Raw genomic sequence first — 26,703 nt, 5'->3', positions numbered from 1 at the left:
TGCTAAGCCTGCTATCAGTTATACCACCCTGAAAAGAGCGCGCCACGCCCATTGTCTATACTCAACACATAACAGACAACGGAGTGCGCCATGCCCTTACCCGATTTCAAGTCCTCTGAACCTTATACCCTCGGCATTGAGCTCGAACTCCAGGTGGTTAACCCGCCGGGTTACGATCTGAGCCAGGACTCCTCTGCCCTCATCGCCGCCGTCAAAGACGACATCAAAGGGGGCGAAGTCAAACACGACATTACCGAAAGCATGCTCGAAATCGCCACCGGCGTGTGCCAGACCATCGACCAGGCAGCGGCGCAGTTTTCAGTGATGCAGCAGAGCATCCTGCGCGCGGCGGAAGATCAGCATATCCAGATCTGCGGCGGTGGGACGCATCCGTTCCAGAAATGGCAGCGGCAGGAAGTGTGCGACGACGAGCGCTATAACGTCACGCTGGAGCGCTTTGGCTATCTGATTTTGCAGGCGACGGTGTTCGGCCAGCACGTACACGTCGGCTGTCGGACCGGGGACGACGCCATTTACCTGCTGCACGGCCTGTCGCGTTTTGTGCCGCACTTTATCGCCCTGGCCGCCGCATCACCGTATATGCAGGGCACGGACACGAAGTTCGCCTCATCGCGCCTCAACATCTTCTCGGGTTTCCCGGATAACGGCCAGATGCCGTGGGTCAACAGCTGGCAGGAGTTCGAGGGGCTGTTCCGCCGCCTGAGTTCCACCAGCATGATCGACAGCATTAAGGATCTGCACTGGGACATCCGCCCCAGCCCGCACTTCGGCACCGTCGAGGTGCGGGTGATGGATACGCCGCTGACGCTCGGCCATGCCATTAACATCGCCGGGCTTATTCAGGCGACGTCGCACTGGCTGCTGACCGCGCGGCCCTATAAGCATCAGGAACGAGATTTTCTGCTGTATCGTTTTAACCGTTTTCAGGCCTGTCGCTACGGGCTGGATGGCATTCTGACGGACGTGCATACCGGCGAGCACAAAACCGTGGCGGAAGATATCGCCTGGCTGCTGGAGCAGGTTGCGCCGTCGGCCGAGAAGCTCGGCGCGACAAGCGCAATCAATGAGATTGCCCTGCTGTTAAAGCAGGGCAAGAGCGAGGCGCAGCGCATGCGGGACTTTATTGCCGATGGCGGCTCGCTGATTTCTCTGGTGCAGAAGCACTGTGAGCTGTGGGCGACGAGTCCGTAAGGCCGTGGCCCCACTCGCGCAGGCGCTGGAACAGCACGAACAGCGCCGGGATGAACACTATCCCCACCACGGTCGCCACCAGCATGCCGCTGAACACGTAGTGCCGATGATGCGGCGGCTCTGGGCGCCCGCCCCGGTCGCCAGCATCATCGGCAGGACGCCGATAATGAACGACACGGCGGTCATCATTACCGCGCGGAAGCGGCGCGAGGCCCCCTCCCGTGCGGCATCGACAATCGCCATTCCATCCATGCGCCGGGCGCGGGCAAACTCCACGATAAGAATTGCGTTCTTGGCGGCGAGGGCTATCAGTAGCACCAGACCAATCTGCACATACACATCGTTGGCGTAGCCCGCCAGCCACAGCCAGACCAGCGCCCCGCCGATGGCGAACAGCACCGAGAGCATCACGCTCGCCGGGAGCGTCCAGCTCTCATACTGGGCGACGAGGAACAGCCACGCCATCACCACCGCCGCCAGCACGATCCATATCGCCTGATTGCCGGTCTGCTGCTCCTGATACGACATGCCGCTCCAGGCGTAGTCGTACCCGGCTGGCAGGTTTTCCGCCAGAATCTCGCCCATCGCCGCCATTGCGGTGCTACTGCTCACCCCTTCCGCTGCCGAGCCGCTCACCGATACCGACGGGAACTGGTTGTACTGCTGAATAAATGGCGCGCCGACGGTCGGCGTGATGGTGATGAGGTTGCTCAGACGCACCCGCTCGCCGCTGTTGCTGCGCACGAACAGCTCGCTGATTTGCTCCGCGCGCTCGCGCCACTGCATCTCGTTCTGCATCACTACGTGGTAGACGCGGTTGTTGACGCTGAAATCCCCGGCGCGCGTGCCGCCAAAGGCGGTTTGCAGGCTGCTGAAGATGCGTGACACCGGCACGTCGAGGCGGGCCGCGCGCTCGCGGTCAACGGTGAGCGTCATCTGTGGCACGTTGCTGCTCCAGGTGGTGAACACGCGGCTCAGCTGCGGGTTCTGGTTGGCTTTCGCCAGCACCTCACGCGTCACGCGCTCCAGCTCCGCCGGGCTTTGCCCCGCCTGCGCCTGAATGCGCAGGTCGAAGCCGGAGGCGTTGCCCAGCCCCGGCAGCGTCGGCGGCGCAAAGGTCATGATGGTGGCTTCCGGCAGGGCCAGCAGCTGGCGCTGAAGGGTGCCCATCACCTCATCCAGCGGCGGACGCTCGCTCCAGTCTTTGAGCATGATGGAGATAAACCCGCCGTTCGATGCGCTGGTGCCGTTGAGGATGTTAAACCCGGAGACCTGAATCACGTTTTCTACCGCCGGGTTGTTAGCGATCAGCTCGCGCGCGGTGGTCATCACCGCTTCGGTGCGCTCCAGCGAGGCTGCCTCCGGCAACTGGACGCTGGCAAAGAAGTAGCCCTGATCCTCCTGCGGCAGGAAGCCCTTTGGCATCGACATAAAGCTGAATACCACCACCGCCGCCGCGCCTGCGGTGGCCAGCAGCGCCAGCCACGGGCGCAGGTTTAAAACGTTCACGATGCGGGTGTAGAAACCGCGCGTGGCGTCCAGCCCGTGGTTAAAGGCGCGATAGAGTGCCGCAGGTTTCTCCGGTCGCGGGCGCAGCAACAGCTCGCACAGGGCGGGCGTAAGAGTCAACGCCACGAGGCTTGAGAGCGTCACGGCAGTCGAGAGCGTCACCGCGAACTGGCGGTACAGCTCGCCGACAATCCCCGGCAGGAGCGCCACCGGCACAAACACCGCCAGCAGCACCAGCGTGGTGGCAATCACTGGCCCGGCGATCTGGCGCAGCGCCAGCGCGGTCGCCGCCGTACGGCTCTGCCCTTCCGCCATCAGCGTTTCGACGCTCTCCACCACCACGATGGCGTCATCCACCACCATGGTCAGCGCCAGAATGATAGCGAACAGGCTCAGCGTATTGGCGGAGTAGCCGAGCGTATAGAGCACCGCGAAGGTGCCCACCAGCGACACCGGAATGGCAAGGGCAACAATCAGCGTCGCGCGCCAGCTTTGCAGGAACAGGGACACCACGACCACCACCGCCAGCATCGTCAGCGCCAGCGAGACGCCAATCTCTTTGATGGTGGCGGCCACAAACGAGGTGGTGTCGAATTTGACTTCATAGACCAGATCGTCCGGGAAGCGCGTGGATAACCGTTCCAGCTCCGCGCGCACCGCATCGGCCACGCGCAGGGCGTTAGCGGACGGCGTCGGGTAGATGCCGAGGTAGGCAGAGTCGTGCCCGTTCAGCTGCGCGCCAGAGCTGTAGCTGCGCGAGCCAAGCTCGATGGTGGCGACGTCCTTCAGGCGCACCAGCTGACCCATCTCCCCGGCGCGGATAATGATGTTGGCAAAGTCGTCGGCCTGATTTAAGCGCCCCAGCCCGTTTATGGTCAGGGTCTGCTGCTGGCCGTTAAACACCGGCGGCGTGCCGACCTGGCCTGCCGCCCCCTGCACGTTCTGCTCGCGCAGCGCCTGCGCCACGTCATCGCTGGTCACGTTCAGGGCGTTCATGCGGTCCGGGCGCAGCCAGATGCGCATGCTGTAGTCCCGTGCGCCAAACATCTGTACCTGCCCGACGCCCGGCAGACGCGACAGCGCCTCGCGCACCTGGGTGCTGGCGTAGTTGCTGACGAACAGCGGCGTGTGGGTGTTGTTCGGTGAGTAAAGGCTTACCCCCATCATCAGGTTGGTGGCGCGCTTGCGCACCTGCACGCCGTTTTGCTGTGCCTCGGTCGGCAGCTGCGCCACGGCCTGCGCCACGCGGTTCTGCACGTCGATGGCGGCGAGATCCGGGTCGGTGCCTGCCGCAAAGGTAATGTTCAGGCTATAGCTACCCTCGTCCGAACTGGTGGACTCCATATAGAGCATATGATCCACCCCGTTCAGCTGGGTTTCCAGCGGCGTGGCGATGGCCTCCGCCACGTCAGCCGAGCTGGCGCCCGGCCATGACGCTGACACATTCACGACCGGCGGGGTGATCTGCGGGTACTGCTCCACCGGAATAATCCTCAGCGCGATGGCCCCCAGCAGGGTGATGACCAGCGCAATCACCATCGCAAAGCGCGGGCGTTTGATGAAAAACGTCAGCATGATGGCTCCTTAATTCAGTATCTGGACGGCAACGCCTGGCTGCACGCGCTGCGCACCGTCAGTAATCGCTCGCTCACCGGGCTTCAGGCCGGAGGCAATCTGGAACTGCTGGCCGATCTGTCCGGCGACCTTCAGCGGACGCATTTCGGCTTTATCCTCGGCGTTAACCACCCATGCGAAGAATCCGTGGCCATTCTGCTGTACGGCAGCGGCGGGCAGAGTCAGCACTGGTTGCTCACTTGACGGACGCAGGTAGACGTTCACGTTGCCGCCGGGCAGCAGCTGATGGCGCGGGTTGGCGAACTCGGCGCGCAGCATCACGCTGGCGGTGCGCGGGTCGATGCGGTTGTCCACGGAGGTGAGTTCCCCGCTGATGCGCTGGCCGTTGCTGTCAATCAGCGCCTGCCAGGCCTGCTTCATGGCGCTGATATCCGCATGCTGTCCGGCTTTAGTGGCAAACGCGCCCTCTTCCAGCGCAAAGGCGATGCGGATGGGATCGAGCTGCACCACCTCCACCAGCACACCGCTGGCAGGATTCACCAGGCTGCCGACGTGAAAGTTGCTGTGCCCCACGCGCCCGTCAATCGGTGAGGTAATGCGCGTGTAGTTGAGGGTGACGCTGCGGGTGTCGAGACGGGCTTTCGCCTGCTCCAGCGCGGCGCTCGCTACGTCGCGCTGCATGCGGGCGTTGTCCACGTCGTGGCGGCTGATGGCGTTGCTGCTGCCCAGGCTTTCGAAGCGTGACAGCTGCTGCTGCGCCTGACGCAGCGTGGCTTCGGCGCTTCTCACTTCGGCCTGCGCCAGACGCAGGGCGGCGCGCGGCTCGGCGTCGTCCAGTTCGAACAACACGTCGCCTTTTTTCACGTACTGCCCGTCGCGGAAGTGGATTCTGGTGATGACGCCTTCCGTGCGGGCGCGCAGTTCAACGGTGTGGATAGCTTCAATGCGACCCGGGATCTGACGCTCGGCGGCGTGGGCGGTCTGCTCCACGGTGGCGACACGCACGGGAATGGCCGCGGCGAATGCGGGTGGCAGGGTGCAGGCGAGGAGCGCGAACAGGAGTGGGAATTTCATGGGAGTACCTCGGCGTTGTTTTCCCTCACCCCGGCCCTCTCCCACAGGGAGAGGGAGGTCAGAGTTCCCTCTCCCTGTTGGAGAGGGTTAGGGTGAGGGCAAAAGGTTATGCAGCCTTACGGAACCTGCGGGTCAGTCGCTTCTCGATTTCGACGACGAAGAACATCACGCCCGCCACCGCCAGCGTCACGAACCAGTAGCGCAGCGGCAGCGCTTCGGTGCCGAACAGCATCTGCATAAACGGCAGGTAGATGATCGCCGCCTGGAGCAGGAACAGTACGCCCGTTACCAGCCAGATCCCTTTGTTCGCCAGCAGGCCGCGGTTCAGGGAGAACCCGTCGGTGTTGCGGCAGTTAATCATGTAAACCCACTGGGCGCAGACCAGCATCTGCAACAGCACGGTGCGGATGAACTCCGCGCTGTGGCCGCGCGGGGCCAGCCAGGCTTCCAGCGCAAAGGCGGCGATGGCAATCATGGTGCCGACGAAGGCCACGCGCCAGACGGCGTAGGCGTCCATCACGTGCTGCCCGGTCTGACGCGGCGGGCGGCGCATAATGTTGCGCTCGGCGGCCTCGAAGGCCAGGCCGAAGGAGAGCGTGGCGGAGGTCGCCATGTTCATCCACAGGATCAGCACTGGCGTCAGCGGAATGATGTTCCCCGCCAGCAGCGCAATCACAATCAATAGCCCCTGCGCCAGGTTGGTCGGCATGATGAACAGGATGGTCTTCTTCAGGTTGTCGTAAACGCGACGCCCCTCTTTTACCGCGCTGGCGATGGTGGCGAAGTTATCGTCCGTCAGGACCATGTCCGCCGCCTCTTTGGTCACTTCCGTGCCTTTGATGCCCATCGCAATACCCACGTCCGCCTGGCGCAGCGCCGGGGCATCGTTCACGCCGTCACCGGTCATGCCGACGATTTCGCCTTTGTCCTGCAACGCTTTCACCAGGCGCAGCTTATGCTCCGGGCTGGTACGGGCGAAGATGTCATACTTCACCGCCGCTTCCGCCAGCTCGGCGTCGTCCATCTTCTCCAGCTGGTAGCCGGTAACCGCCTGCTCGCTGTTGGTGATCCCCAGCATCTGGCCGATGCTCATCGCCGTCTGTGGGTGATCCCCGGTGATCATCTTCACGCGGATCCCCGCCTGCTGGCAGGCGTTAATCGCCTCAATCGCTTCCGGACGCGGCGGATCCATCATCCCGGCAATGCCGAGGAAGATCAGACCGTGGCTCAGGTCGTCGTGAGTTAATGCCTGCTCGCCGTTCGCTGGCTTGAACGCCGCGGCGACCATGCGTAGCCCCTGACGCGCATAGCGCTCCATCTCCGTTTCCCAGTACGCGCGGTCAAAGGCTTGCGCACCGTTGCGGGTCTGCTGCTGCTCACACAGGGCGAAAATCACGTCCGGCGCGCCGGTAATCAAAATCTGCTCCTCACTGCCAATCTGGTAGTGGGTGCTCATGTACTTGTACTGAGAGTCGAACGGGATCTTGTTAACCAGCGTGGTCACGACCGGCTCGAGGTGGGCCTTGGCCGCCAGCACCTTCAGCGCGCCCTCGGTTGGCCCGCCGGTGATGCCCCACAGGCCACGCTCGTCCTGAATCAGCTGGCTGTCGTTACACAGGTCGATGGTGCGCAGGTACTGCTCCAGCACGGTGCCCGGCTGGATCTGCACCGGCTCGTCGCTGCCTTCGAGGTAGATGTTGCCCACCGGCTCGTAGCTGTTGCCGTCCACGCGATAGCAGGTGTCGGCGGTGATGATGGCTTTCACCGTCATCTCGTTCATGGTCAGGGTGCCGGTTTTATCCGAGCAGACCACGGTCATCGCGCCCAGGGTTTCAACCGTTGGCAGCTTGCGGATAATCGCCCGCTTGCGCGCCATCGCCTGCACGCCCAGGGAGAGGATGATGGAGATAATCGCCGGCAGACCTTCCGGTACGGACGCCACCGCCAGGCTAATCAGGGAGAGCAGCAGCTCGCCCATTGGAATTTCGCGGAACACCAGGCTGAAGACAAACAGCGCGGCCATCATGGCGAGGATAATGGCGAAGATCGCTTTGCCCAGCTTGTCCATCTGCACCAGCAGCGGCGTGCGGTGTTTTTCAATGCCCGCCATCATCTGGTTGATGTGGCCGAGTTCGGTCTCCTGGCCCGTGGCAATGACCACGCCAACGCCGCCGCCCGCGCTTACCGTCGTACCGGAAAAGACCAGGTTCGTGCGGTCGCCCAGCGGTAATTCGCCGTTCAGCGGGTTCGTGTGTTTATCCACCACGGTGGATTCACCGGTCAGAATTGCCTCTTCCACGCGTAAATTATGCGCTTCGATTAAGCGCATATCCGCCGGTATACGATCTCCTGCGCGCAACACAATAATATCGCCCGGGACGATTTCCGTCGTCGGGATAGTTTCATGGTTGCCGTTACGAATAACGCGCGCCTCGCTGGAGAGCATATTGCGAATACTCTTCAGGGATTTTTCCGCGTTACTTTCCTGAATGTGGCCAATTAAGGCATTGATTACCGCCACGCCCAGAATAACCAGCGTATCAACCCAGTGTCCCATTACTGCCGTTAATACGGCGGCTGCCAGCAGGACGTAAATCAGGACATCGTTAAAATGCGCGAGAAAACGCAGCCAGCCCGGCTTGCCTTTTTTCTCCGGCAGCGCGTTCGGGCCATGCTTCTGTAAACGCGCCTGCGCCTCGGCACGGTCCAGGCCATTAGCCTGGCTCTGCGCCTGAGCAAGCACCTGCTCTACGGTCTGCTGGTACGCCTGCCCGCCTGCGGGTGGCATATTCTGCGAGAAATTTTTTTTGGTCATGGTATTTTTCCTTCAATATCCGGTGGACGGAAGCCGGAATTCCTTTCTGGCTTTAAATAATTCATTTTTAAGTCTTGCGGGTTAAATTGATCTACCGCAATATATTGACTACCCGGTTATTCAAAACTGATTAAAATTATTTCGACGCGTTGATTTTTACAAAATATTTCTAAACCAACACTAAACGAGGAGGAAGCATGTTTGGTATTTATCGCGGACGGCGTCTGGCGTTATACATTGTCGCAGCCATTGTTATTGCGACGTTAATTGGATATAGCACCTATAGCTTTGTAAAATTATTTTCGTGAGAAAGACGTTTATTTACATAACGCGATATTAATTTAATCGCCCCGAAAATATTATCTATTTTCTGTTATTAATTCGCAGAATAACGGTGGCCTTTTACCCAATTTTGCCAGCGGGGATGATATTGCTTTACGTTTCAGGATGCCGGACAATGACATTTTTAACTGACGATTAACATTACGATGAAACACCCGTTAGAATCGCTGCTCACCGCAGGGGGCATTTTGCTGATGGCCCTGCTCTCCTGCCTGCTGTTACCCGCGCCGTCGCTGGGTCTGGTGCTGGCGCAGAAGCTGGTTCAGACCTTTCATATGGTCGATCTGAATCAGCTGTACACCATTCTGTTCTGTCTGTGGTTTTTGGTGCTCGGCGCCATCGAATTCTTTATCCTGCGTTTCATCTGGCGCCGCTGGTTTTCACTGGCGTCGTAAGCCAGTGAAATCGCGCATCCCGTGGATCAGCGCTTCACACCAGGCCGCGTAGTCGTGGCCGCTGGATGAGGGGTGGAAGCTGACGCGATAGCCTTTTTTCCTCAGCACCTGTTCAAAATCCTGCGTGGTGCGATAGATGCCGCCGCCCGGCCCCGTGGTTTCAAACTTCCCGGCCTGTAACCAGAAACGCACCGGATACGGTGGAGACTGTTGGTACTGGCGCGTCAGCCAGCCGGGAGCGTCACCTTCCGGCGCCCACCAGTAAGAACCGGAAAGGCTCAGCACGTTGCCAAACAGGCGCGGATAGCGCAGCGCCACCCATGAAGAGGCAATTCCCCCGTAGCTTGATCCTGCCAGTACGGTTTTCTGCCGCTGCATGCCGATGCCCTTCCCCCGCAGCCACGGCAGCAGCTCGTGCGCCATAAAGTCAGCAAAATCCGGGTTCGGCGGCAGCTCGTTGCCGCGACGGGCGTGATCGAGGCTGTCGATAAACACCACGTTAATCGGAGGCAGGTGATGTCGGGCAATCAGACCGTCCAGCACGTTGGCAAAATGGTATTCGTCCTGATAAACCTGTCCGTCGAAAAGGATGAGCGTCCAGCGTGCAGGCTGTGCGCCGCGCGGTTGGTAGATCATCACGTCGCGGGCATTGCCGAGGATGTTGCTGCTCAGCCTCTGGCGGCTCAACGTCCCGTGTAACAGCGGCTGTGCCGTAGCCCGAACGGAGCAGTAGCGCGCCGGGCTGAGATCGAGCAGAGAATAGCGATTCCAGCGATCGGTCTTCTGCTCCCCAAAGCTATTCGGGTTAAGCGGATCGGCCTGCGCGCTTACCAGGATGGCGCGGCGTTGATCGCGGGCAGAGCCTTCAACGATCGGCACATCGGGGGCGAGCTTGTACTGCATCACCGTATCAGCGGGGACCACGTAGCTGCGGAACCAGACGTCGCTGTTGCCCAGACGGAACAGCGGATCGTGATCCCCCGCCGGAGAGCCGAGAATGAAGACGTTATCCCGCGCGCCGCGCCACAGAAAGGTCACCCGCTTATGGCTCGCATCTACCGGCTCCACCATCGGCGTTCCCTGTCGACGCTGCGCCTGCCAGAACGCCTCGGTACTTCCACCGGCAGAAATGACGTTTGCCAGCGCCTTCAGCGTCGGGCTTTCTGGCGCCAGCATCTGCACGCGTGGTAACGGAGAGGTCTCTTTCATCCGCCACTGAAAACGCCACGGCTTGCCAGCTTCGCCGTGTAGCACCAGCGAGGTGTTCTGTTTCACCGGCAGGGCAAACAGCAGCGTGTGTTCCCCGTCCGCAGGACCGTTTTCGATCAGCGTGCGGATGCGACGGTTTTGCCCATCCAGCAGGCGCGCATCCGTCACGCCATGCAGCGTGGCGGAAACGTAATTTTCATCCAGCTCGGGCAGGGAGAAGCAGACTTCGCCGCTGGCATCAAACTTTCCCTGAACATCGCCCTGCCGGGACGACTGCTCGCACGTTGCCGCCACGGCGGGCAGCGCGCCGATCCCCAGCAGCAACCCACTCCATACCCTCTTCATTACCGCTTGTTCCCCAACGAAATTTGTTAACAACGCTAATGCAAATGGTAATAATTTGCAATATCATCAACGGCGTTTTACCGGTGTTTTTATGGCGATAGCAACCAAGGACGTTCAATAAAAATGTTTAAAAATAATAAGATAATGCAGCTCTGGCTGCTGAGTCTGGCGACGACCAGCGTCGCGGCTCAGGCAGAAACGAAAGAAGAAACGATTACGGTGACGCAGGGCGTGAGTGAAGAGCCCACTGCGCCCGTAAAAGGCATTGTGGCGACGAAAACGCTCTCCGCCACCAAGACCAGCGCGGAGATCGTGAAGACGCCGCAGTCGGTATCGGTGATCACCCGCGATCAGATGAACATGCAGGACGTCACCTCCGTTTCGCAGGCGCTGCGCTACTCGGCGGGCGTGTTTACCGAGTACCGGGGCTCGTCTAACCGTAACGACGAGGTGTTTGTGCGCGGCTTTAGCTACGTGCCGAAATTCCTCGACGGCTTAAGCTTTGGCGCAACGGCTTCCTCACAGACGGGCACAGTTGACCCGTGGCTGCTGGAGCGCGTGGAGCTGGTGCGCGGCCCGGCGTCGGTGCTGTTTGGACAGGTGAATCCGGGCGGATTAATCAGCATGACCAGCAAGCGCCCGACGGCGGAGGCCATTCACAACGTGCAGTTCCGCACCGGCAATAACGATCTCGCCGAAGGTGCGTTTGATTTCGGCGGCAAGCTGAGCGACGACGGCCGCGTGCTGTATCGCGTGAACGGTATCGCCCGTACGCAGCATAATCAGGTGGACGATTATAAAGAGACGCGGATGGCGATCGCCCCGGCGATCACCTGGTACCCGAACGATCAGACCCGCGTTACGCTGCTGACCAGCTACCAGAAAGATCCGGATGCCGGATACCGCAACTTCCTGCCCGCGTATGGCACGGTGAAAAGCGCCGACGGGAAGTACATCCCGCGCGACTTTAACGTCAGCGATCCGAATTACAATCAATCCTGGCGCGAGCAGACGATGATTGGCTACGAGCTGGAACACCAGTTCGCCGACAACCTCACCTTCCGCCAGAACGCCCGTTACGCCACCATCAAGCAGAAATATCATTATCTGGTTTACGCCAACAGCGCGGCCAACAGCACGGTGTTGACCCGTCGCGCCCAGCGTGAAGAGCGCACGACCAACGAATTTGGCCTTGATAACCAGCTGGAATATCTACTGGAGACCGGAAGCGTCAACCACACCCTGCTCGGCGGGTTTGATTACAAGACCAGTAAGGATAAACAGCTGCTGGCGCGCGGGAGCGGCTCACAGTATGACCTCGACTGGACAAACCCGGTTTACGGCGTGAACGTGGATGAAAGTACCTTCAAAACGGCCACCGACGAGCAGCAAAATCTCGACCAGATGGGCCTGTATCTTCAGGATCAGATGAGCTGGAACAACTGGGAGTGGCTGGTTTCCGGGCGCTACGACTGGAGCGAAGTGCGTACCAACGACTTTACCGATAACAGCTTTACGCAGCAGAACGACAGCAAATTTACCTGGCGCACTGGCCTGCTGTACGCGTTTGATTCTGGCCTGTCGCCGTACATCAGCTACAGCACCTCGTTTGAACCGAACCTGCAAACCAACCGTGCGCCGGGCGTTGCGCCATTCAGGCCTACTACCGGGGAGCAGACCGAGATTGGCGTGAAATATCAACCGGTCGACACCACGCTGATGACCCTGGCGCTGTACGATTTGACTCAGGACAACGTAGCGACCTATAACAGCGCTGAAGGCTGGTTCGAAAATGCGGGCAAGGTGCGTTCGAAAGGCGCCGAAGCGGAAATCCACGCCACGCTGATGGATAACATCAACCTGATTGGCTCCTACACTTACACCGATGCAAAAACCGAAAGCACCACGGTGGCGGGAACTGAAGGCAAAACGCCTGCGCGCATTCCAGCGCATATGGCATCGGCGTTCGCCAGCTATACCGTTCCGGGCGGAGCGCTGAAGAGCCTGACCGCTGGCGTGGGGATGCGCTACATCGGCACCAGCTACGGCGATGCGAAGAACACCTTCAAGGTGCCATCGGTGGATCTGTATGACGCGATGCTGCGCTACGATCTGGGCGAGATGAACCGCAGCCTGAAAGGGGCAAGCGTGCAGTTCAACGTCAATAACGTGGCAGACACGAAGTATGTGGCGTCATGCGCAAGCGATACGGCGTGCTTCTACGGGATTGGCCGGACGGTGACGGCGACGGTGAATTACAGCTGGTAAGCATGGTGCTGTCTGATCCCCTCACCCTAACCCTCTCCCTAAAGGGGAGAGGGCCGGGGTGAGGGGATGTTTTTCAGTGCGCCCGACCGTGGTTTTCTTTGCGATACGCCCCGGGCGGCTGGTTGAAGGTGCGGGTAAAGATGCGGGTAAACGTCTGCTGCGAGTCAAACCCGTAGCGCAGGCAGATATCGTACACGCGCTCGTCTGACTCACGCAGATCGCGCGCCGCCATCAGCAGCTTGCGTTCGCGGATGTAGCGCCCCAGACTTTCGCCTTTGTACTGCATAAACAGCCGCTGTAAATGCCATTTTGAGTAACCCACATGGCGGGCAATCTCTTCGATGCGTAACGGCTGGTGTAGATTGTCATCAATCCATTCGACAATCGTATCAATGACCTGAGCGGAAATCGTCATACTGCTCTCCCCCTCTGCTTCTCGCTTAAACATTATTCCCACCACTCGCGAAATTGTTGCGTGGTATCACTCACCCGCACGGGCTCGCCCAGCTCCGGCGTCAGCAGCCGGTAGTTTTTATCCTTACTGGCTTTCGCCAGCTGGATCAGTGGATCGTTCCAGGTATGTTTCGCCAGCACAAAACGCCCGTTATGTCCCGGTACGACCGCTTTGGCATTGAGATCTGCCGAGGCCTGCGCCGTTTCTGCCGGATGCATATGGATGTACTTCCAGTCCTGGTCGTACTGGCCGTTTTCCATGATGGCTAAGTCAACTCCGCCAAACTGCTCGCCAATCGCTTTGAAGTGCGGGCCGTAACCGGAGTCTCCGCTGTAGTAGACCTTTCGCTCTGGGGTGACAAACATAAAGCTGCCCCACAGGGTCTGGTTACGCTTAATGCCGCGCCCGGAAAAATGGCGCGCCGGCAGAACGTGCACCGTCAGCGTATCGCTGATATGCACCGACTGGTTCCAGTCCCGCTCGTCGATAATCTCCGGGTTCATCCCCCAGTAGCGCAGATGCGACCCCACGCCCAGCGGGGTGACCACGCGCTTAACCTTCGGCAGCAGCGCCTTGATGGTGGCGTAATCCAGATGGTCATAGTGATCGTGGGAGATAATCAGCAGGTCGATCTCCGGCATGCTCTCCGCACGCCACGGGTACTCCCCCGCAAACGCTTTATTGAGGAAGGAGAACGGTGCGGCGTAGCTACTCAGAACCGGATCGATCAGGATGCGTTTCCCCGCCAGCTGCATATACCAGGAGGAGTGGCCGAGCCACACCAGCGTGTCCTGTTCAGGCGACAGGCTCGCCAGATCGGTTTTCACCAGCGGCAGCGGCTGCGCAGGACGGGCGTTTTCGGTTTTACGGGTAAGGAACTGCCACCACGCCACCAGCTTATTTTGTTGCCCGGTAAAGCCCGGCGTAGGGAGCGTGTTATGGAATTGCCCGTCGCGATAGTGCGGAGAGGCTTCCACTTCAGAGAGCTGCGCACCCTGCGGTGGCTGGCCAAATCCGGCATTAAGTACAAACGGTAAACTGGCAGCTGAAGCAATAATCATGACTAACACCACGCAGATGAATAGAGGCTTTTTCATTTCCTGACCCGCCTACGCGCCCCATCCGATGGTTTGCGCGGGTGACACTTGATTATGAGTGAGTAAGCACTCATTATAGATAGGATGATTACGCCGTCAAGAAGGTTTTCGTTCTTTGACATTCCGCGTTGCAGCGTATCAAGGCTCGTGTTTCAATCAGGGCTTTTACAATTGACGGGAGGAAAAATTTAGTGGCACGTCCGAAGAGTGAAGATAAAAAACAGGCCTTACTGGAAGCAGCAACGGCTGCGTTTGCGCAGTCAGGTATTGCCGCCTCAACGGCGTTAATTGCCCGTAATGCGGGCGTCGCTGAAGGGACACTGTTTCGCTACTTTGCTACCAAAGACGATCTGCTGAATGCCCTCTACCTGCATCTGAAGCAGGATCTCTGCCAGACCATGCTGGCGAATCTCGATCGCACCATCACCGAGCCAAAAGAGCATACCCGCAATATCTGGAACAGCTATGTAGACTGGGGCATTCGTAACCCCCTGGCGCATGCGGCTATCCGCCAGATTGGCGTCAGTGAAAAGCTGAACGCCGAAACCGAGCAGGCGGTGAAAGACATGTTCCCGGAACTGCATGAACTATGTCGTCGTTCGATCCGCCCGGTGTTTATGTCTGACGAGTTTAAGACCTTCGGTGATGCAATGTTCTTATCGCTGGCTGAAACCACCATGGAGTTTGCCGCGCGCGATCCGTCCCGTGCCGTCGATTTTAAAGCGCTGGGCTTTGAAGCCATGTGGCGCGGGCTTGCTGAGGAAGATAACCATGGACAGTAAATCCTTGCAGGAACATGCCAGACGCGTCGCGCTGGAGATGCCTTTTACCGAACATTGCTGGCCGTTTGGCCCGGAGTATGACGTGTTTAAGGTGGGCGGGAAAATTTTTATGCTGATGGCGACCGCACACGGTCGGGCCCACGTCAGCCTGAAATCCGATCCGGAAAAATCGCTGCTCAATCAGCAGATCTACCGTGGCGTGGAGCCCGGTTACCATCTGAATAAAAAACACTGGATCTCACTTTATGGCACGGACGACATCACGCCTGAACTGGTCACCGACCTGATTACGGATTCGTGGAATCTGGTCGTTGATAAACTGCCGAAAAAAGATCAGAAGTGGATTCGGCCAGCCTGATTGTTCGTCTCAGACGAACAGAATAAGCGCTCGAATCGCACTTATCTTTTCCCGCTTCGCGCGGTAATCTGCTTTCCTTTCACGCCCGCCCGCGGGCGAATTTCATCACCAGGAGTTGTTATGGATATTATTTCTGTCGCCCTGAAACGCCACTCTACCAAGGCGTTCGACCCAACCAAAAAACTGACCGCAGAAGAAGCGGAAAAAATCAAAACGCTGCTGCAATACAGCCCGTCCAGCACCAACTCCCAGCCGTGGCACTTTATTGTTGCCAGCACTGAAGAGGGTAAAGCGCGCGTGGCAAAATCCGCGGCGGGCACCTATGTGTTTAACGAACGCAAAATGCTGGATGCCTCTCACGTGGTGGTGTTCTGCGCGAAAACCGCGATGGACGATGCCTGGCTTGAGCGCGTTGTCGATCAGGAAGAGGCTGACGGCCGTTTCGCCACGCCAGAAGCAAAAGCCGCGAACCACAAAGGCCGCTGCTATTTTGCCGACATGCACCGCGTGGATCTGAAAGATGACGACCAGTGGATGGCGAAGCAGGTTTACCTGAACGTCGGCAACTTCCTGCTGGGCGTGGCCGCGATGGGCCTGGATGCGGTACCCATCGAAGGGTTTGACGCCGCGATCCTCGACGAAGAGTTTGGCCTGAAAGAGAAAGGCTTCACCAGCCTGGTGGTGGTCCCGGTCGGGCATCACAGCGTGGAAGATTTCAACGCCACGCTGCCGAAATCTCGCCTGCCGCTGAGCACGATTGTGACTGAATGCTAAGCGCTTCTGGCACGCCGGCTATCGGCGTGCCCGTTTTCAGTAAAGCGTTATCTGCGGATGCTTTACCCCGCACACCAGCGCATAACGCGTTAATGTATCGAGACTCGCCCGGGTAATATTTGCTTCCATTCGTGATACCGTCGGTGCGCTGACGCCCATCCGCTCCGCCACCTGGGCGCGCGTCAGACCAGCATGATTGCGCCATTGCGCCAGCATCTCCCGCAGGCGTTCCTTGCGCTCTTCTGCATCAAAGGAAGCCTGAACTTCTGAATCGCTTAACAGTTCAGCTCTGAGTTCGTCCCAGTCAATAATCTTTTTGCTCATCCAACATCTCGTGTTGTCGTTTCAGTGCCAGACGGAGTTCAGCAGAGGGCGTTTTTTGCGTCTTCTTGATAAATATCCCCATCGCCGTCGGGTTAGCGAGAAATTTATCAAGCTGGCGGTCAGCTTCACCTGTACTCCTGAAGGCAGAAAAAGGCTCCCTGATATTAGCATATAAGGCAATTTGCATTAAAGGCTAAGTCACGCGTTGATTCCCTCAAAGCCCCTCGCAAAAAACTTATTTCCCCTGCTCCGCCAGCCACGCCATCGCCCTCTCCCCTGCCTCATCCACGGGTAAATAGACCAGCAGCCGCGATCCGTTTCGCGGGGCGGAGTACCAGTACATCTGCTGGAGATGAAAATCCCCCAGCTCGGGATGGGTGAACAGCTTGAGCTGGTTCTCCACGCCGCGCACGTCGTTACGCTGGTGCCACAGGGTTTTAAACTCTTCGGACACCGCAAAAAAACGCGCCAGCTTCGCTTCCCAGAGCGGGTCGCCACGGTGCTCAGCCATGGCCGCGCGGAAGTAGGAGACGAAAATCGGCAGCACGTCGTCACGTTTGCCGAGCCGCGCGCGCCACGCCGGATGGGTGAGGAACAGGTAAATACAGTTGCGATCTTCCGGCGGGATGGCGTTGAAATCGACGCCCATCAGGTGGCCGAAGCTGTCGTTCCACGCCACGATATCGAAATTGGGTTTCTGAATGCTGGCGGGTTTCGGCAGCAGGGTATCCAGCAGGCGACGCGTGCCTTCGCTGATCCCCTCGCAACACACCGCCTGCGGGGCTTCACCCGGCGGCAACCCGGCGAGAACAAAAAGATGACGGGCTTCGGTCGGGGTGCATTGCAGCGCTTTTGCGATGGCGGCCATCACCGCGCTGGACGGATTGACGTCCCGGCCCTGTTCCAGCCAGGTGTACCAGGTCACCCCGACATCCGCGAGCATCGCTACCTCCTCCCGGCGCAGGCCCGGCGTGCGGCGGCGGCCGCTGCGCGGCAAGCCGAGGCGCTGCGGATCAAGGCTTTCGCGCCGGGCACGCAAAAACGCGCCCAGCTGCTTGCGGGTGTCATCCTGGAGAGAGGTGACAGGTTCAGACATCAGCGCCATAACATCTCCTGCATGGTAGTGTCAGTACCAGTATAAGCAAGAACTGGTACCCGTTTATCAGATGGTTGATGCTACGACTCTACGCTGTTTGACGCAATGGAGTCACCATGAATACGTCAGTTGTTTCACCGGGTCGTGCGGGCCTGATACTGCTGTTAACCGGCCAGATGCTGCCGCTGATTGATACCTCAATCACCAACGTGGCGCTGGATTCCATCACCCATTCGTTACACGCCACCGCCACCGAACTGGAGCTGATCGTCGCCCTCTACGGCGTGGCCTTTGCCGTCTGCCTGGCCCCCGGCAGCAAGCTGGGCGATAACCTTGGCCGCCGTCGCCTGTTTATGTGGGGCGTGGCGTGTTTTGGCCTGGCCTCGCTGCTGTGCGGCATGGCAGGAAATATCGAACAGTTGCTTGGCGCGCGCATTATGCAGGGTGCGGGCGCCGCGCTGATCATGCCGCAAATTCTCGCGACGTTGCATGTGACGTTAAAAGGAACGGCACACGCCAGAGCGATCAGCCTGTTCGGGGGTATCGGCGGAATTGCGTTTATCGTCGGCCAGATGGGTGGCGGCTGGCTGGTGTCGGCGGACATCGCCGGGCTGGGCTGGCGCAACGCCTTCTTTATCAACGTGCCGATTTGTCTGGTGGTGCTGGCGCTGAGCCGTCGCTACGTGCCGGAAACCCGCCGCGACACGCCGTCGCGCATTGACTGGACCGGGACTGTCCTGCTGACGGTAATACTGTGCTGTCTGCTGTTCCCGATGGCGCTCGGCCCGCAGTGGCACTGGTCGTGGCCGCTGAAGGCCGCACTGCTGGCGATTGTGCCGCTGGCCTGTTTGATGGTGCTGAACGCGCGCAAAAAAGAGCGTGAGAATGCCCACCCGCTTATCGCGCCGCGCCTGTTGCAGCTGCGCAGCATCCGCTTTGGCGTGCTGATCGGGATACTCTTTTTCAGCGTCTGGTCCGGGTTCATGTTCTGTATGGCGCTGACCATGCAAAGCGGTCTGGGGATGGCGCCGTGGCAGTCCGGGAATAGCTTTATCGCGCTTGGCGTCACCTATTTTATTTCTGCCTGGTTCGCCCCACGCCTGATTGCCCGCTACAGCACCAGCGCCATCCTGCTGACCGGGCTTGCGATTCAGCTTGTCGGCCTGGTGGCGTTGATCGCCACGTTCCGTCACTGGGGAATGCAGAATACCGCGCTGACGCTGGCCCCGGCCACCGGGCTGGTGGGTTACGGGCAGGCGCTGATTGTAAACAGCTTCTACCGTATCGGGATGCGCGATATTCAGCCTGACGACGCGGGGGCCGCGAGCGCGATTTTAAGCACGCTGCAACAGGCTGCGCTGGGGCTTGGCCCGGCCATTTTCGGCGCGATTTTGCTGCACGGGCTGCAAAATCATCACGGAGATTACACCCAGGCGGTCAACGTCTTCCTGATGGTGGAAACGGCCATGATGGTGGTGCTGGCGCTGGTCACGCTGCGTATGCGCCATCGTCTGTGTTTACCGGTCGTCAAGGCCTGTCCGGCGACAAAATAAAACTGCCTGAATTTGCATAATAGATCCGCAGCCGCCATTATGGGGCTGCATCAATACAGGAGACGTTATGCAGGAATTAATTGCTCAGGTTGAAGAGTTAGGGATTGAAATTAATCACACCACCTCTTTAGTGATTATCTTTGGTATTATTTTTCTTACGGCCATTATCGTTCATTTTATTCTGCACAAAGTGGTGCTGCGCGCATTCGAGAAACGCGCCCAGGCCAGCAGCCATTTATGGTTGCAGATCATTACGCAGAACAAATTATTTCACCGTCTGGCGTTTACCCTCCAGGGGATAATCGTCAACGTTCAGGCGGTTCTGTGGCTGCAAAAAGGCAGCGAAGCGGCGGAATTACTCACCACCTGCGCGAAATTGTGGGTGATGGTTTATGCCCTGCTCTCCTTCTTCTCGTTGCTGGACGTGATTTTCAATCTGTCGCAGAAAATGGCTACCGCCTCGCAGCTGCCGCTGAAGGGGATATTCCAGGGCGTTAAGCTGGTGAGTGCCATTCTGGTGGGGATACTGATTATCTCCCTGCTGATCGGTCAGTCACCCGCCATTCTGATAAGCGGCCTGGGTGCGATGGCCGCCGTTCTGATGCTGGTCTTTAAAGACCCGATACTGGGCTTAGTGGCGGGCATTCAGCTCTCCGCCAACGACATGCTCAAGCTCGGCGACTGGCTGGAGATGCCGAAGTACGGCGCCAACGGCACGGTGACCGACATCGGCCTGACCACCGTTAAAGTGCGCAACTTCGATAACACCATCACCACCATCCCGACCTGGGCGCTGGTGTCCGATGCGTTCATCAACTGGAGCGGCATGTCCGCTTCCGGTGGTCGCCGCATCAAGCGTAGCCTGAATATCGATACCACCAGCATTCATTTCCTCGACGAGCAGGAGCAGCAGAAACTGATTCAGGCGAAACTGCTGAAGCCGTATCTGGCGGCGCGTCATGAGGAAATTAACCTGTGGAATCAGCAGAACGGCGAAGGGGAATCGGTATTAAACCTGCGCAAGATGACCAATATCGGCACCTTCCGTGCCTACCTGAATGAATATCTGCGTAACCACCCGCGCATTCGCAAAGATATGACGCTGATGGTGCGCCAGCTCGCGCCGGATGCCAACGGGCTGCCGATTGAAATATATGCCTTTACCAACACGGTGATCTGGGCGGAATACGAAGATATTCAGGCCGACATCTTCGATCATATTTTCGCGGTGGTAGATGAATTTGGCCTGCGTATTCACCAGTCGCCAACCGGAAACGATATTCGCTCGCTGGCTGGCGTCATCGCCAGATAATCAGGAGCTGGCGCGGGAAATAAAGCGCCAGTCCATCATGACCCTTTCCGTGGGCGCATCCGGGTTGTCGATCTTATTTAACAGCAGATTGACCGCCTTGCGCCCGATATCCCGCGACGGCTGTTCAATAGTGGTGAGTGAAATCATCTCCGCCAGCTCAGTGCCGTCAAAGCCGACCACCGCGATATCTTCTGGCACCCGCAGCCCTGCCTGCTGAATGGCGCGCAGCGCCCCCGCCGCCAGCGTATCGGAAACGGCAAACACCGCATCCGGCGGGTTTGCTTTTAACAGATTTTGCATCGCCGCCATGCCCGCACCAGAGCTGAGCTCACTGGCGTACTCCACCGCCTGATAATCCAGATCCCGCAGGTGTATGACGCTCTTATAGCCGCGCTCGCGCAGACGGGCATATTTGTAGCTGAGGTCGTGGTTGATGAGCGCAATGCGTTTGCGTCCCCCGTCGGCAAGCTGGCTGACAACGTGCTGGGAGGCATCAACATCATTAATCCCCACGCAGGAGACCGCGCCCGCATCGGCGTATTCAGCGCACTGCACCCACGGCGCGTTGCCAATCAGCGCGGCCAGCTCCGGCAGTTTCGAGAACGCATCCATGGTGATAATGCCGTCGACGATTTTGCCGGAGAGCAGGCTTAAGCCCGAGCGGGAGCGCTCAATATCCGAGCCGGAGTTGCACAGCAGAATGCGATAGCCGTTCTTTTCTGCCTCGGCTTCAATGCCCTTCACCACTTCGGCGCAGAACGGGTTGGCGATGTTCGAGACCATCACCAGGATCATATAGCTGCGGGCAGTGCGCAGCTGACGCGCCAGCAGATTGGGCTGATAGTTACTCTCCTGGATCGCCTGCAAAACGCGCTCGCGGTTTTTCGCCTTCACGGTATCGCTGTTATTCAGTACGCGGGAGACCGTTGCTACGGATACCCCGGCCAGTTGAGCGATTTTCTGAATTGACATAGCGACGATACATCCTGCGGTTAGCGTTTTGTGCAGGCTACCATAAATTGATTGCCCGGCGAACCGGGCAATGCGTCAGTATTCCACGCGCACCCAGCGCTGCTGCTGATGACTTTTCATAATCGCATCAATGATATACATCACACAGGCGCCATCGTGGAAGGTGGCAAACTGCGGATTATCCGGCATCGCGCCCGCCTGCACGGCACGGTAAAACTGCGCCATCATATTTTTAAAGGCATCCGGCCAGCCTTCAATGTGCCCGCCGGGGAAGTGGGCGCTGTCGGCCACGTCACGGTTCATCAGGCCCGGATCGTCGCAGAGTATCTGGTTTGCCCTGGCGCGATGGCCGACCCACAGCTGCTGCGGGATTTCCTGATCCCACGCCACCGACTGCTCGCTGCCGTTAATTTCAAAGGTCAGGCGATTTTTTCGCCCCGCGCTCACCTGCGAGACGCTAAAGCTGCCCTTGCTGCCGTCGTCAAAGCGGAACAGCACCGAGCCAAAGTCTTCGGTGGTGACCGGTTTGTCTTCATACTCCGCCTGCTCGTCATGGGAGAAGGTCTGATGACCGCCCGCGCTGGCCTTGCGCGTCGGCCAGACGGTGGATAAATCAGCCATCACCCCGGTAATACGCCTGCCGGTCACATACTGTACCGTATCGCACCAGTGGGAGCCGATATCCGCCACCGCCCGCGACGCGCCGCCGAGCGCGGCATCCACCCGCCAGTTGTAGTCGGTTTCCAGCAGCATCCAGTCCTGTAAATAGCTGCCGTGCGAAGCAAACAGCCGCCCGAGGCTGCCCGCACGCATCATGCTCGCCGCCTGGCGCACCATCGCAAACTGGCGATAGACAAAACTCACGCCATGCACCACGCCTGCCTGCTCCGCCAGCGCCACCAGCTCGCGCGCCTCGTCCGGCGTCATGCACAGCGGCTTTTCGGAAAACACGTGCTTGCCCGCACGCAGGATCTGGCAGTTAATCTCCGCGTGCAGGTGGTTCGGCGTGCAGTTGTGCACCGCGTGCAGATTAGGGAGCGCGAGCAGTTCCTCCACGCTGGCACAGGCGTGCGGCACATTGAGCTGGTGCGCCTTTTCCTGCGCCTTAACGAGCGAGCCGTCACAGAGCGCGACCACCTGCACAAACCCGAGACGCCTGAGCGCCTCGATATGCGCCGGGCCAATAAACCCGCTGCCGATAATCCCGACGTTAATCATGGCTGCCCCCTGCGGCGAAATCATCAAACGCCCGTCCGGAAACCGGGATGATATGACGGCGGATAAATTCACTGCCCTCACTCGCGCCGGTATCGCCATCCTTCAGGCAGCACTCCCACTCCAGCACCGCCCAGCCGTCGTAGTCGTACTGGGTCAGCTTGCTGAAAATGCCCTTAAAGTCGATCTGTCCGTCGCCGGGCGAGCGGAAGCGTCCGGCGCGGTTGATCCACGGCTGGTAGCCGCCGTAGACGCCGCTGCGCCCGCTGGGGCGGAACTCGGCGTCCTTCACGTGGAACGCTTTAATGCGCGCATGGTAGATATCAATAAAGGTCAGATAGTCCATCTGCTGGAGCAGCATATGGCTTGGATCGTAGAGAATATTACAGCGCGGATGGTTATCGACCAGCGCCAGAAAACGCTCGAAGGTGACGCCGTCGTGCAGATCTTCCCCCGGATGCAGCTCAAAGCAGACGTCCACGCCCTGCTCGTCGAAGGTATCCAGAATCGGCCGCCAGCGGGCTGCCAGCTCCCCGAATGCATCCTGAAAACGCTGCTCGTTGTGCGGCGGCCACGGGTAGAAAAACGGCCAGGCCAGCGATCCGGAGAAGGTGGCGTGTGCTTTCAGGCCTAATCGGGCCGAGGCAACCGCCGCCTGCTTCAGCTTCTCCGTCGCCCACGCCCGTCGCGCCGCATCGTTACCGCGCACGGAAGCAGGGGCGAAGTGGTCAAACGCCTCGCTGTAAACCGGGTTTACCGCAACAAGCTGCCCTTCCAGATGGGTCGACAGCTCGCTGATGACCAGCCCATGCGCGGCCAGCCTGGCGGTGATGTCGTCGCAGTAGGCCTGACTCTCTGCGGCTTTCTCCACATCAAAGATATGCGGATGGTTGCAGGGGATCTGCACCGCTTTGTAACCCTTCCCCGCCGCCCATCCTGCCAGCCCGTCGAGCGTGTTGAAGGGCGCTTCCCCGCCAATAAACTGCGACAGAAAAATGCCCGGTCCTTTCATTGTCCTCATACCACCTCCTGAACGTTACGCCTTGTCATCGTCATACTTAAACGTGAGAAGGAAAATTAGCGCGATCGCCGCGGCAGCCACCGCCGGGATCCACCAGAATGTGACCCACGCCTGCGGCACGGTCTGTCCTGCCACCAGGCGGTTGTAGAGCGCGCCGGAAATCTGAGAGCCGAGCAGCATGCCGATACCGTAGGTGAACATCACGATCATGCTCTGCGCCTGGCCTTTGACCTTTTCGCCCGCCACGCGGTCGGTGTAGATAAAGCCGACGACAAAGAAGAAATCGTAGCAGACGCCGTGGAGCAGAATGCCGAGATACAGCAGAATGCGCCCCTCCTCGCTGACGCCCAGCGCGAACATGGCATAACGCACGAACCACGCCAGCATGCCGATCAGCAGCATATATTTCACGCCCAGGCGGCGGAACAGCAGAGGAATAACCAGCATGAAGACGATCTCAGACATCTGCCCGAAGGACATGGCGGTGCTGACGTCGGCAATGCCGGCATCCGCCATATACGAGGCGGTGTAGGCGTAATAGGTGCCGAGCGGGACGGAGATCAGCATCGCGCAGACGGAGAAGACGAAGAAGTGGCGGGTTTTGAGCAGCGCGAAGGCGTCCGCGCAGAAGAGATCCCGCACCTTTACCGGCAGGCCTTTCGCCGGGGCGGGCGTGTGCGGCAGCGTCAGGCTGTAGATCGCCAGCAACACGGAGCTGACCGCCGCCACCTGGAAGATGGTGACGCTGGACGCCACGCCGGTGACGCCGATGCAAATGCCCGCCGCGATCCAGCCGATGGTGCCGAACACGCGCACTACCGGGAAGGTTTTATCCACGTTCGCCAGACTGTGAAACGCAATGTTGTTGGTCAGCGCCAGCGTCGGCATATAGCAGAGCGTGTAGCCAAACAGCAGGCCAATCAGCAGCGCGCCGTTCTCAGCAATCAACGCCCCCGGCACGAACCAGAGGATCGCCGCGCCCGCGAGGTGCATCACCGCCATCACCTTCTGCGAGGCAAAGAAGCGGTCCACCAGCATCCCGAGCACGAACGGCGAAAGAATGGAAGCGATGGGTCCGGCAGAGAACGCGTCGCCAATCAGCAAAGACATGTTGTGCTGAGTCATCACCAGGCCAAGCGTGACCGACCAGCTACCCCAGATAAAAAATTGCAGAAACATCATCAGCGACAGACGCGGCACCAGCAGCCGGTGTTGCGTTATCGCCTTTTCACTACTCTCAGTTGACACCATGATAAGCCTCACCCGGAAAAAGTAATCGATTACAAATTCGTTCAAATGAAAAGTAATCGATTACAAAACAAAGATCCTCTGGATCAAAACAGAATTGGGAGGGGAGTCACGATAACGGTGAAGGGGAGGTGCCGGGTGACGGCTGCGCCTTACCCGGCCTACTAAATAACGTCCCCGAACATGTAGGCCCGGTAAGCGCAGCGCCACCGGGCGTGAAGGCGGGTGCGGTCTGGTTTGGTGCGGTCTGGTGCCCTCACCCCGGCCCTCTCCCACAGGGAGAGGGAGAAAACCGCGCTACTTTTTGCGTGAAAGCTTAAACGCGATAAACAGGAACACCACCCACACCGGCAGCAGCATCGCTGACAGGCGCATCTCATCCATGGTGCACATCAGCACCAGAATCAGGCCGAGGAAGGCGATACAGAGGTAGTTCCCCGCCGGATAGAGCAGCGCTTTAAACTGGGTCTCGCGCCCCTTGCGTCGCATCGCCGCGCGGAAGCGAAGGTGCGCCAGGCAGATCATGATCCAGTTCAGCAGCAGCGTGGCGACAACCAGCGCCATCAGCAGGCCAAACGCCTCTTTCGGCAGCAGATAGTTAATCAGCACCACCAGCGAGGTGATAGCGCCAGAAAGGAACAGCGAATTGATCGGCACGCCGCGACGGCTGACGCGGGTGAGGAACTTCGGCGCGTTGCCCTGTACGGAGAGGCCAAACAGCATGCGGCTGTTGGAGTAAACCCCGCTGTTGTAAACCGACAATGACGCCACGAGAATGACGAAGTTGAGCGCCGAAGCCACCACGTTGCTGTTCAAATCGTGGAAGATCATCACGAACGGGCTACTGTCAGATTTCACTTCCACCCACGGATAGAGCGCCAGCAGCACCACCAGCGAGCCGATATAGAACAGCAGGATACGGTACACCACCTGGTTGACCGCTTTCGGAATGCTTTTGTGCGGATCGCGCGCTTCAGCCGCGGTGATGCCAATCAGCTCCAGCCCGCCGAAGGAGAACATAATGACCGCCAGCGACAGGATCAGCCCTTTCCAGCCGGTCGCCAGAAAGCCGCCGTGCTGCCACAGGTTGTCGATGCTTGCACGCTCGCCGCCGTGACCGGAGAACAGCAGCCACAGGCCAAAGCCGATCATGCCAATAATCGCCAGCACCTTGATCAGCGCAAACCAGAACTCGGTCTCGCCATACAGGCGCACGTTCACAAGGTTAACGGCGTTAATGATGATGAAGAAGGCCGCGGCCCAAATCCACGTCGGCACGTCCGGGAGCCAGTACTGCATATAGATGCCAGCGGCGGTCAGCTCTGCCATGCCCACCAGCACGAACATCACCCAGTAGTTCCAGCCGGAGAGGAAGCCTGCGAACGGCCCCCAGTATTTATAGGCAAAGTGTGCGAAGGAGCCGGACACCGGCTCTTCAACGACCATCTCGCCGAGCTGGCGCATGATCAGGAAGGCGATAATCCCGGCGATAGCGTAACCCAGCAGAACCGCCGGGCCAGCCATTTGAATGGCGGGGCCGATGCCGAGAAACAGCCCGGTACCGATCGCGCCGCCAAGGGCAATTAACTGAATATGTCGATTTTGCAAACCACGTTGCAGCGTCGGACTCTGATCCGACGAAGCTTCAGCGCTACCATGGCCTGAAGCGGATGACGCGTCTTTCACGCCCTACCCCTGTCTCTTTTTTAGAAGGGGCACGTTTTAACACTTCATGCTGGTGGTAGCAAGCTTA

General features: G+C 59.1%; 21 protein-coding genes and 1 pseudogene. 8 read left to right on the top strand and 14 right to left on the bottom strand.

Annotated elements, in window-relative coordinates; translation table 11 throughout:
* The first annotated feature begins 90 nt into the window (after positions 1–90).
* Positions 91–1,212, top strand: a complete 1,122-nt coding sequence (locus L379_RS16690) for a YbdK family carboxylate-amine ligase (protein WP_032652893.1) — start codon at positions 91–93, stop codon at positions 1,210–1,212.
* On the opposite strand, the pseudogene L379_RS16695 reads toward L379_RS16690, so the two are convergent.
* From L379_RS16695 to L379_RS16705, 3 genes and pseudogenes are all read right to left on the bottom strand, one after another.
* Positions 1,142–4,296: pseudogene (locus L379_RS16695) on the bottom strand (efflux RND transporter permease subunit). The gene L379_RS16690 and the pseudogene L379_RS16695 overlap by 71 nt on opposite strands.
* Before the next feature lie 9 nt (positions 4,297–4,305).
* Positions 4,306–5,370, bottom strand: a complete 1,065-nt coding sequence (locus L379_RS16700) for an efflux RND transporter periplasmic adaptor subunit (protein ID WP_032652891.1) — start codon at positions 5,368–5,370, stop codon at positions 4,306–4,308.
* 106 nt (positions 5,371–5,476) lie between these two features.
* On the bottom strand, positions 5,477–8,185 hold the full coding sequence (locus L379_RS16705) for a cation-transporting P-type ATPase (RefSeq protein ID WP_017382547.1): 2,709 nt from the start codon (positions 8,183–8,185) through the stop codon (positions 5,477–5,479).
* 488 nt (positions 8,186–8,673) lie between these two features.
* Here L379_RS16705 and L379_RS16710 point away from each other — a divergent pair, with 488 nt between their 5' ends.
* Positions 8,674–8,922 carry a DUF1158 domain-containing protein gene (locus L379_RS16710; protein WP_003858875.1) on the top strand — a complete coding sequence of 83 codons (249 nt, stop codon included), beginning with the start codon at positions 8,674–8,676 and terminating at the stop codon, positions 8,920–8,922.
* Here the strand turns inward: L379_RS16710 and L379_RS16715 are convergent.
* Positions 8,908–10,476, bottom strand: a complete 1,569-nt coding sequence (locus L379_RS16715) for an alpha/beta hydrolase-fold protein (protein ID WP_032652889.1) — start codon at positions 10,474–10,476, stop codon at positions 8,908–8,910. The two genes, L379_RS16710 and L379_RS16715, sit on opposite strands and share 15 nt — an antisense overlap.
* Before the next feature lie 123 nt (positions 10,477–10,599).
* On the opposite strand from L379_RS16715, the gene L379_RS16720 reads away from it, so the two are divergent.
* Complete coding sequence (locus tag L379_RS16720) at positions 10,600–12,744, top strand: TonB-dependent siderophore receptor (protein WP_032652887.1); 2,145 nt, start codon at positions 10,600–10,602, stop codon at positions 12,742–12,744.
* Between the two features lie 73 nt (positions 12,745–12,817).
* Here the strand turns inward: L379_RS16720 and L379_RS16725 are convergent, their stop codons facing one another.
* Entirely contained in the window at positions 12,818–13,159 is a 342-nt protein-coding gene (locus tag L379_RS16725; RefSeq protein WP_032652885.1) for a RamA family antibiotic efflux transcriptional regulator, read from the bottom strand.
* A 32-nt stretch (positions 13,160–13,191) separates the two neighbouring features.
* Positions 13,192–14,295, bottom strand: a complete 1,104-nt coding sequence (locus L379_RS16730; RefSeq protein WP_032652883.1) for a RomA family MBL fold metallo-hydrolase — start codon at positions 14,293–14,295, stop codon at positions 13,192–13,194.
* A gap of 191 nt (positions 14,296–14,486) precedes the next feature.
* On the opposite strand from L379_RS16730, the gene L379_RS16735 reads away from it, so the two are divergent.
* The 3 genes from L379_RS16735 to nfsB all read left to right on the top strand — a co-directional run bounded on the left by L379_RS16735 (position 14,487) and on the right by nfsB (position 16,209).
* On the top strand, positions 14,487–15,077 hold the full coding sequence (locus L379_RS16735) for a TetR/AcrR family transcriptional regulator (protein ID WP_003858882.1): 591 nt from the start codon (positions 14,487–14,489) through the stop codon (positions 15,075–15,077).
* Positions 15,067–15,435: an MmcQ/YjbR family DNA-binding protein gene (locus tag L379_RS16740; protein ID WP_003858883.1), complete on the top strand. Its 369-nt coding sequence runs from the start codon at positions 15,067–15,069 to the stop codon at positions 15,433–15,435. Before L379_RS16735 ends, L379_RS16740 begins: the two co-directional genes overlap by 11 nt.
* 120 nt (positions 15,436–15,555) lie before the next feature.
* Complete coding sequence (nfsB, locus tag L379_RS16745) at positions 15,556–16,209, top strand: oxygen-insensitive NAD(P)H nitroreductase (protein ID WP_032652880.1); 654 nt, start codon at positions 15,556–15,558, stop codon at positions 16,207–16,209.
* Between the two features lie 36 nt (positions 16,210–16,245).
* Here the strand turns inward: nfsB and L379_RS16750 are convergent, their stop codons facing one another.
* Genes L379_RS16750 through L379_RS16755 form a run of 3 tightly spaced genes read right to left on the bottom strand, consistent with a single transcriptional unit; the run spans position 16,246 to position 17,638 of the window.
* A complete protein-coding gene (locus L379_RS16750; RefSeq protein ID WP_015571209.1) occupies positions 16,246–16,533 on the bottom strand; it encodes a helix-turn-helix domain-containing protein in 288 nt (95 codons plus the stop codon).
* Complete coding sequence (locus L379_RS26255) at positions 16,514–16,720, bottom strand: hypothetical protein (protein WP_032652877.1); 207 nt, start codon at positions 16,718–16,720, stop codon at positions 16,514–16,516. The genes L379_RS16750 and L379_RS26255 overlap by 20 nt, the downstream gene beginning before the upstream one ends.
* Before the next feature lie 48 nt (positions 16,721–16,768).
* The gene (locus L379_RS16755; protein WP_006809723.1) at positions 16,769–17,638 is read right to left on the bottom strand and encodes a helix-turn-helix transcriptional regulator; all 870 of its coding nucleotides are present in this window, start codon (positions 17,636–17,638) and stop codon (positions 16,769–16,771) included.
* A gap of 107 nt (positions 17,639–17,745) precedes the next feature.
* Here L379_RS16755 and L379_RS16760 point away from each other — a divergent pair, with 107 nt between their 5' ends.
* Positions 17,746–19,182 carry an MFS transporter gene (locus L379_RS16760; RefSeq protein WP_032652875.1) on the top strand — a complete coding sequence of 479 codons (1,437 nt, stop codon included), beginning with the start codon at positions 17,746–17,748 and terminating at the stop codon, positions 19,180–19,182.
* Between the two features lie 67 nt (positions 19,183–19,249).
* Positions 19,250–20,494, top strand: coding sequence for a mechanosensitive ion channel family protein (locus tag L379_RS16765; protein ID WP_015571212.1), 1,245 nt, complete (start codon positions 19,250–19,252; stop codon positions 20,492–20,494).
* Here L379_RS16765 and L379_RS16770 read toward each other — a convergent pair whose 3' ends face one another.
* From L379_RS16770 to pheP, 5 genes are all read right to left on the bottom strand, one after another.
* Positions 20,495–21,466 carry a LacI family DNA-binding transcriptional regulator gene (locus L379_RS16770; protein ID WP_015571213.1) on the bottom strand — a complete coding sequence of 324 codons (972 nt, stop codon included), beginning with the start codon at positions 21,464–21,466 and terminating at the stop codon, positions 20,495–20,497.
* Between the two features lie 75 nt (positions 21,467–21,541).
* A complete protein-coding gene (locus L379_RS16775) occupies positions 21,542–22,684 on the bottom strand; it encodes a Gfo/Idh/MocA family protein (RefSeq protein WP_032652872.1) in 1,143 nt (380 codons plus the stop codon).
* Entirely contained in the window at positions 22,677–23,702 is a 1,026-nt protein-coding gene (locus L379_RS16780) for a sugar phosphate isomerase/epimerase family protein (RefSeq protein ID WP_023296060.1), read from the bottom strand. Before L379_RS16780 ends, L379_RS16775 begins: the two co-directional genes overlap by 8 nt.
* Before the next feature lie 15 nt (positions 23,703–23,717).
* Complete coding sequence (locus L379_RS16785; protein ID WP_032652870.1) at positions 23,718–24,953, bottom strand: MFS transporter; 1,236 nt, start codon at positions 24,951–24,953, stop codon at positions 23,718–23,720.
* Between the two features lie 294 nt (positions 24,954–25,247).
* Complete coding sequence (gene pheP, locus L379_RS16790; RefSeq protein WP_017382559.1) at positions 25,248–26,636, bottom strand: phenylalanine transporter; 1,389 nt, start codon at positions 26,634–26,636, stop codon at positions 25,248–25,250.
* Between the last annotated feature and the right edge of the window lie 67 nt (positions 26,637–26,703).

This window comes from Enterobacter sp. MGH 33 (assembly GCF_000534535.1).
Lineage (GTDB): Bacteria > Pseudomonadota > Gammaproteobacteria > Enterobacterales > Enterobacteriaceae > Enterobacter > Enterobacter hormaechei_C.
The sequence above is the reverse complement of the archived record's forward strand: the minus strand, read 5'-3'. Positions and strand labels throughout refer to the sequence as shown.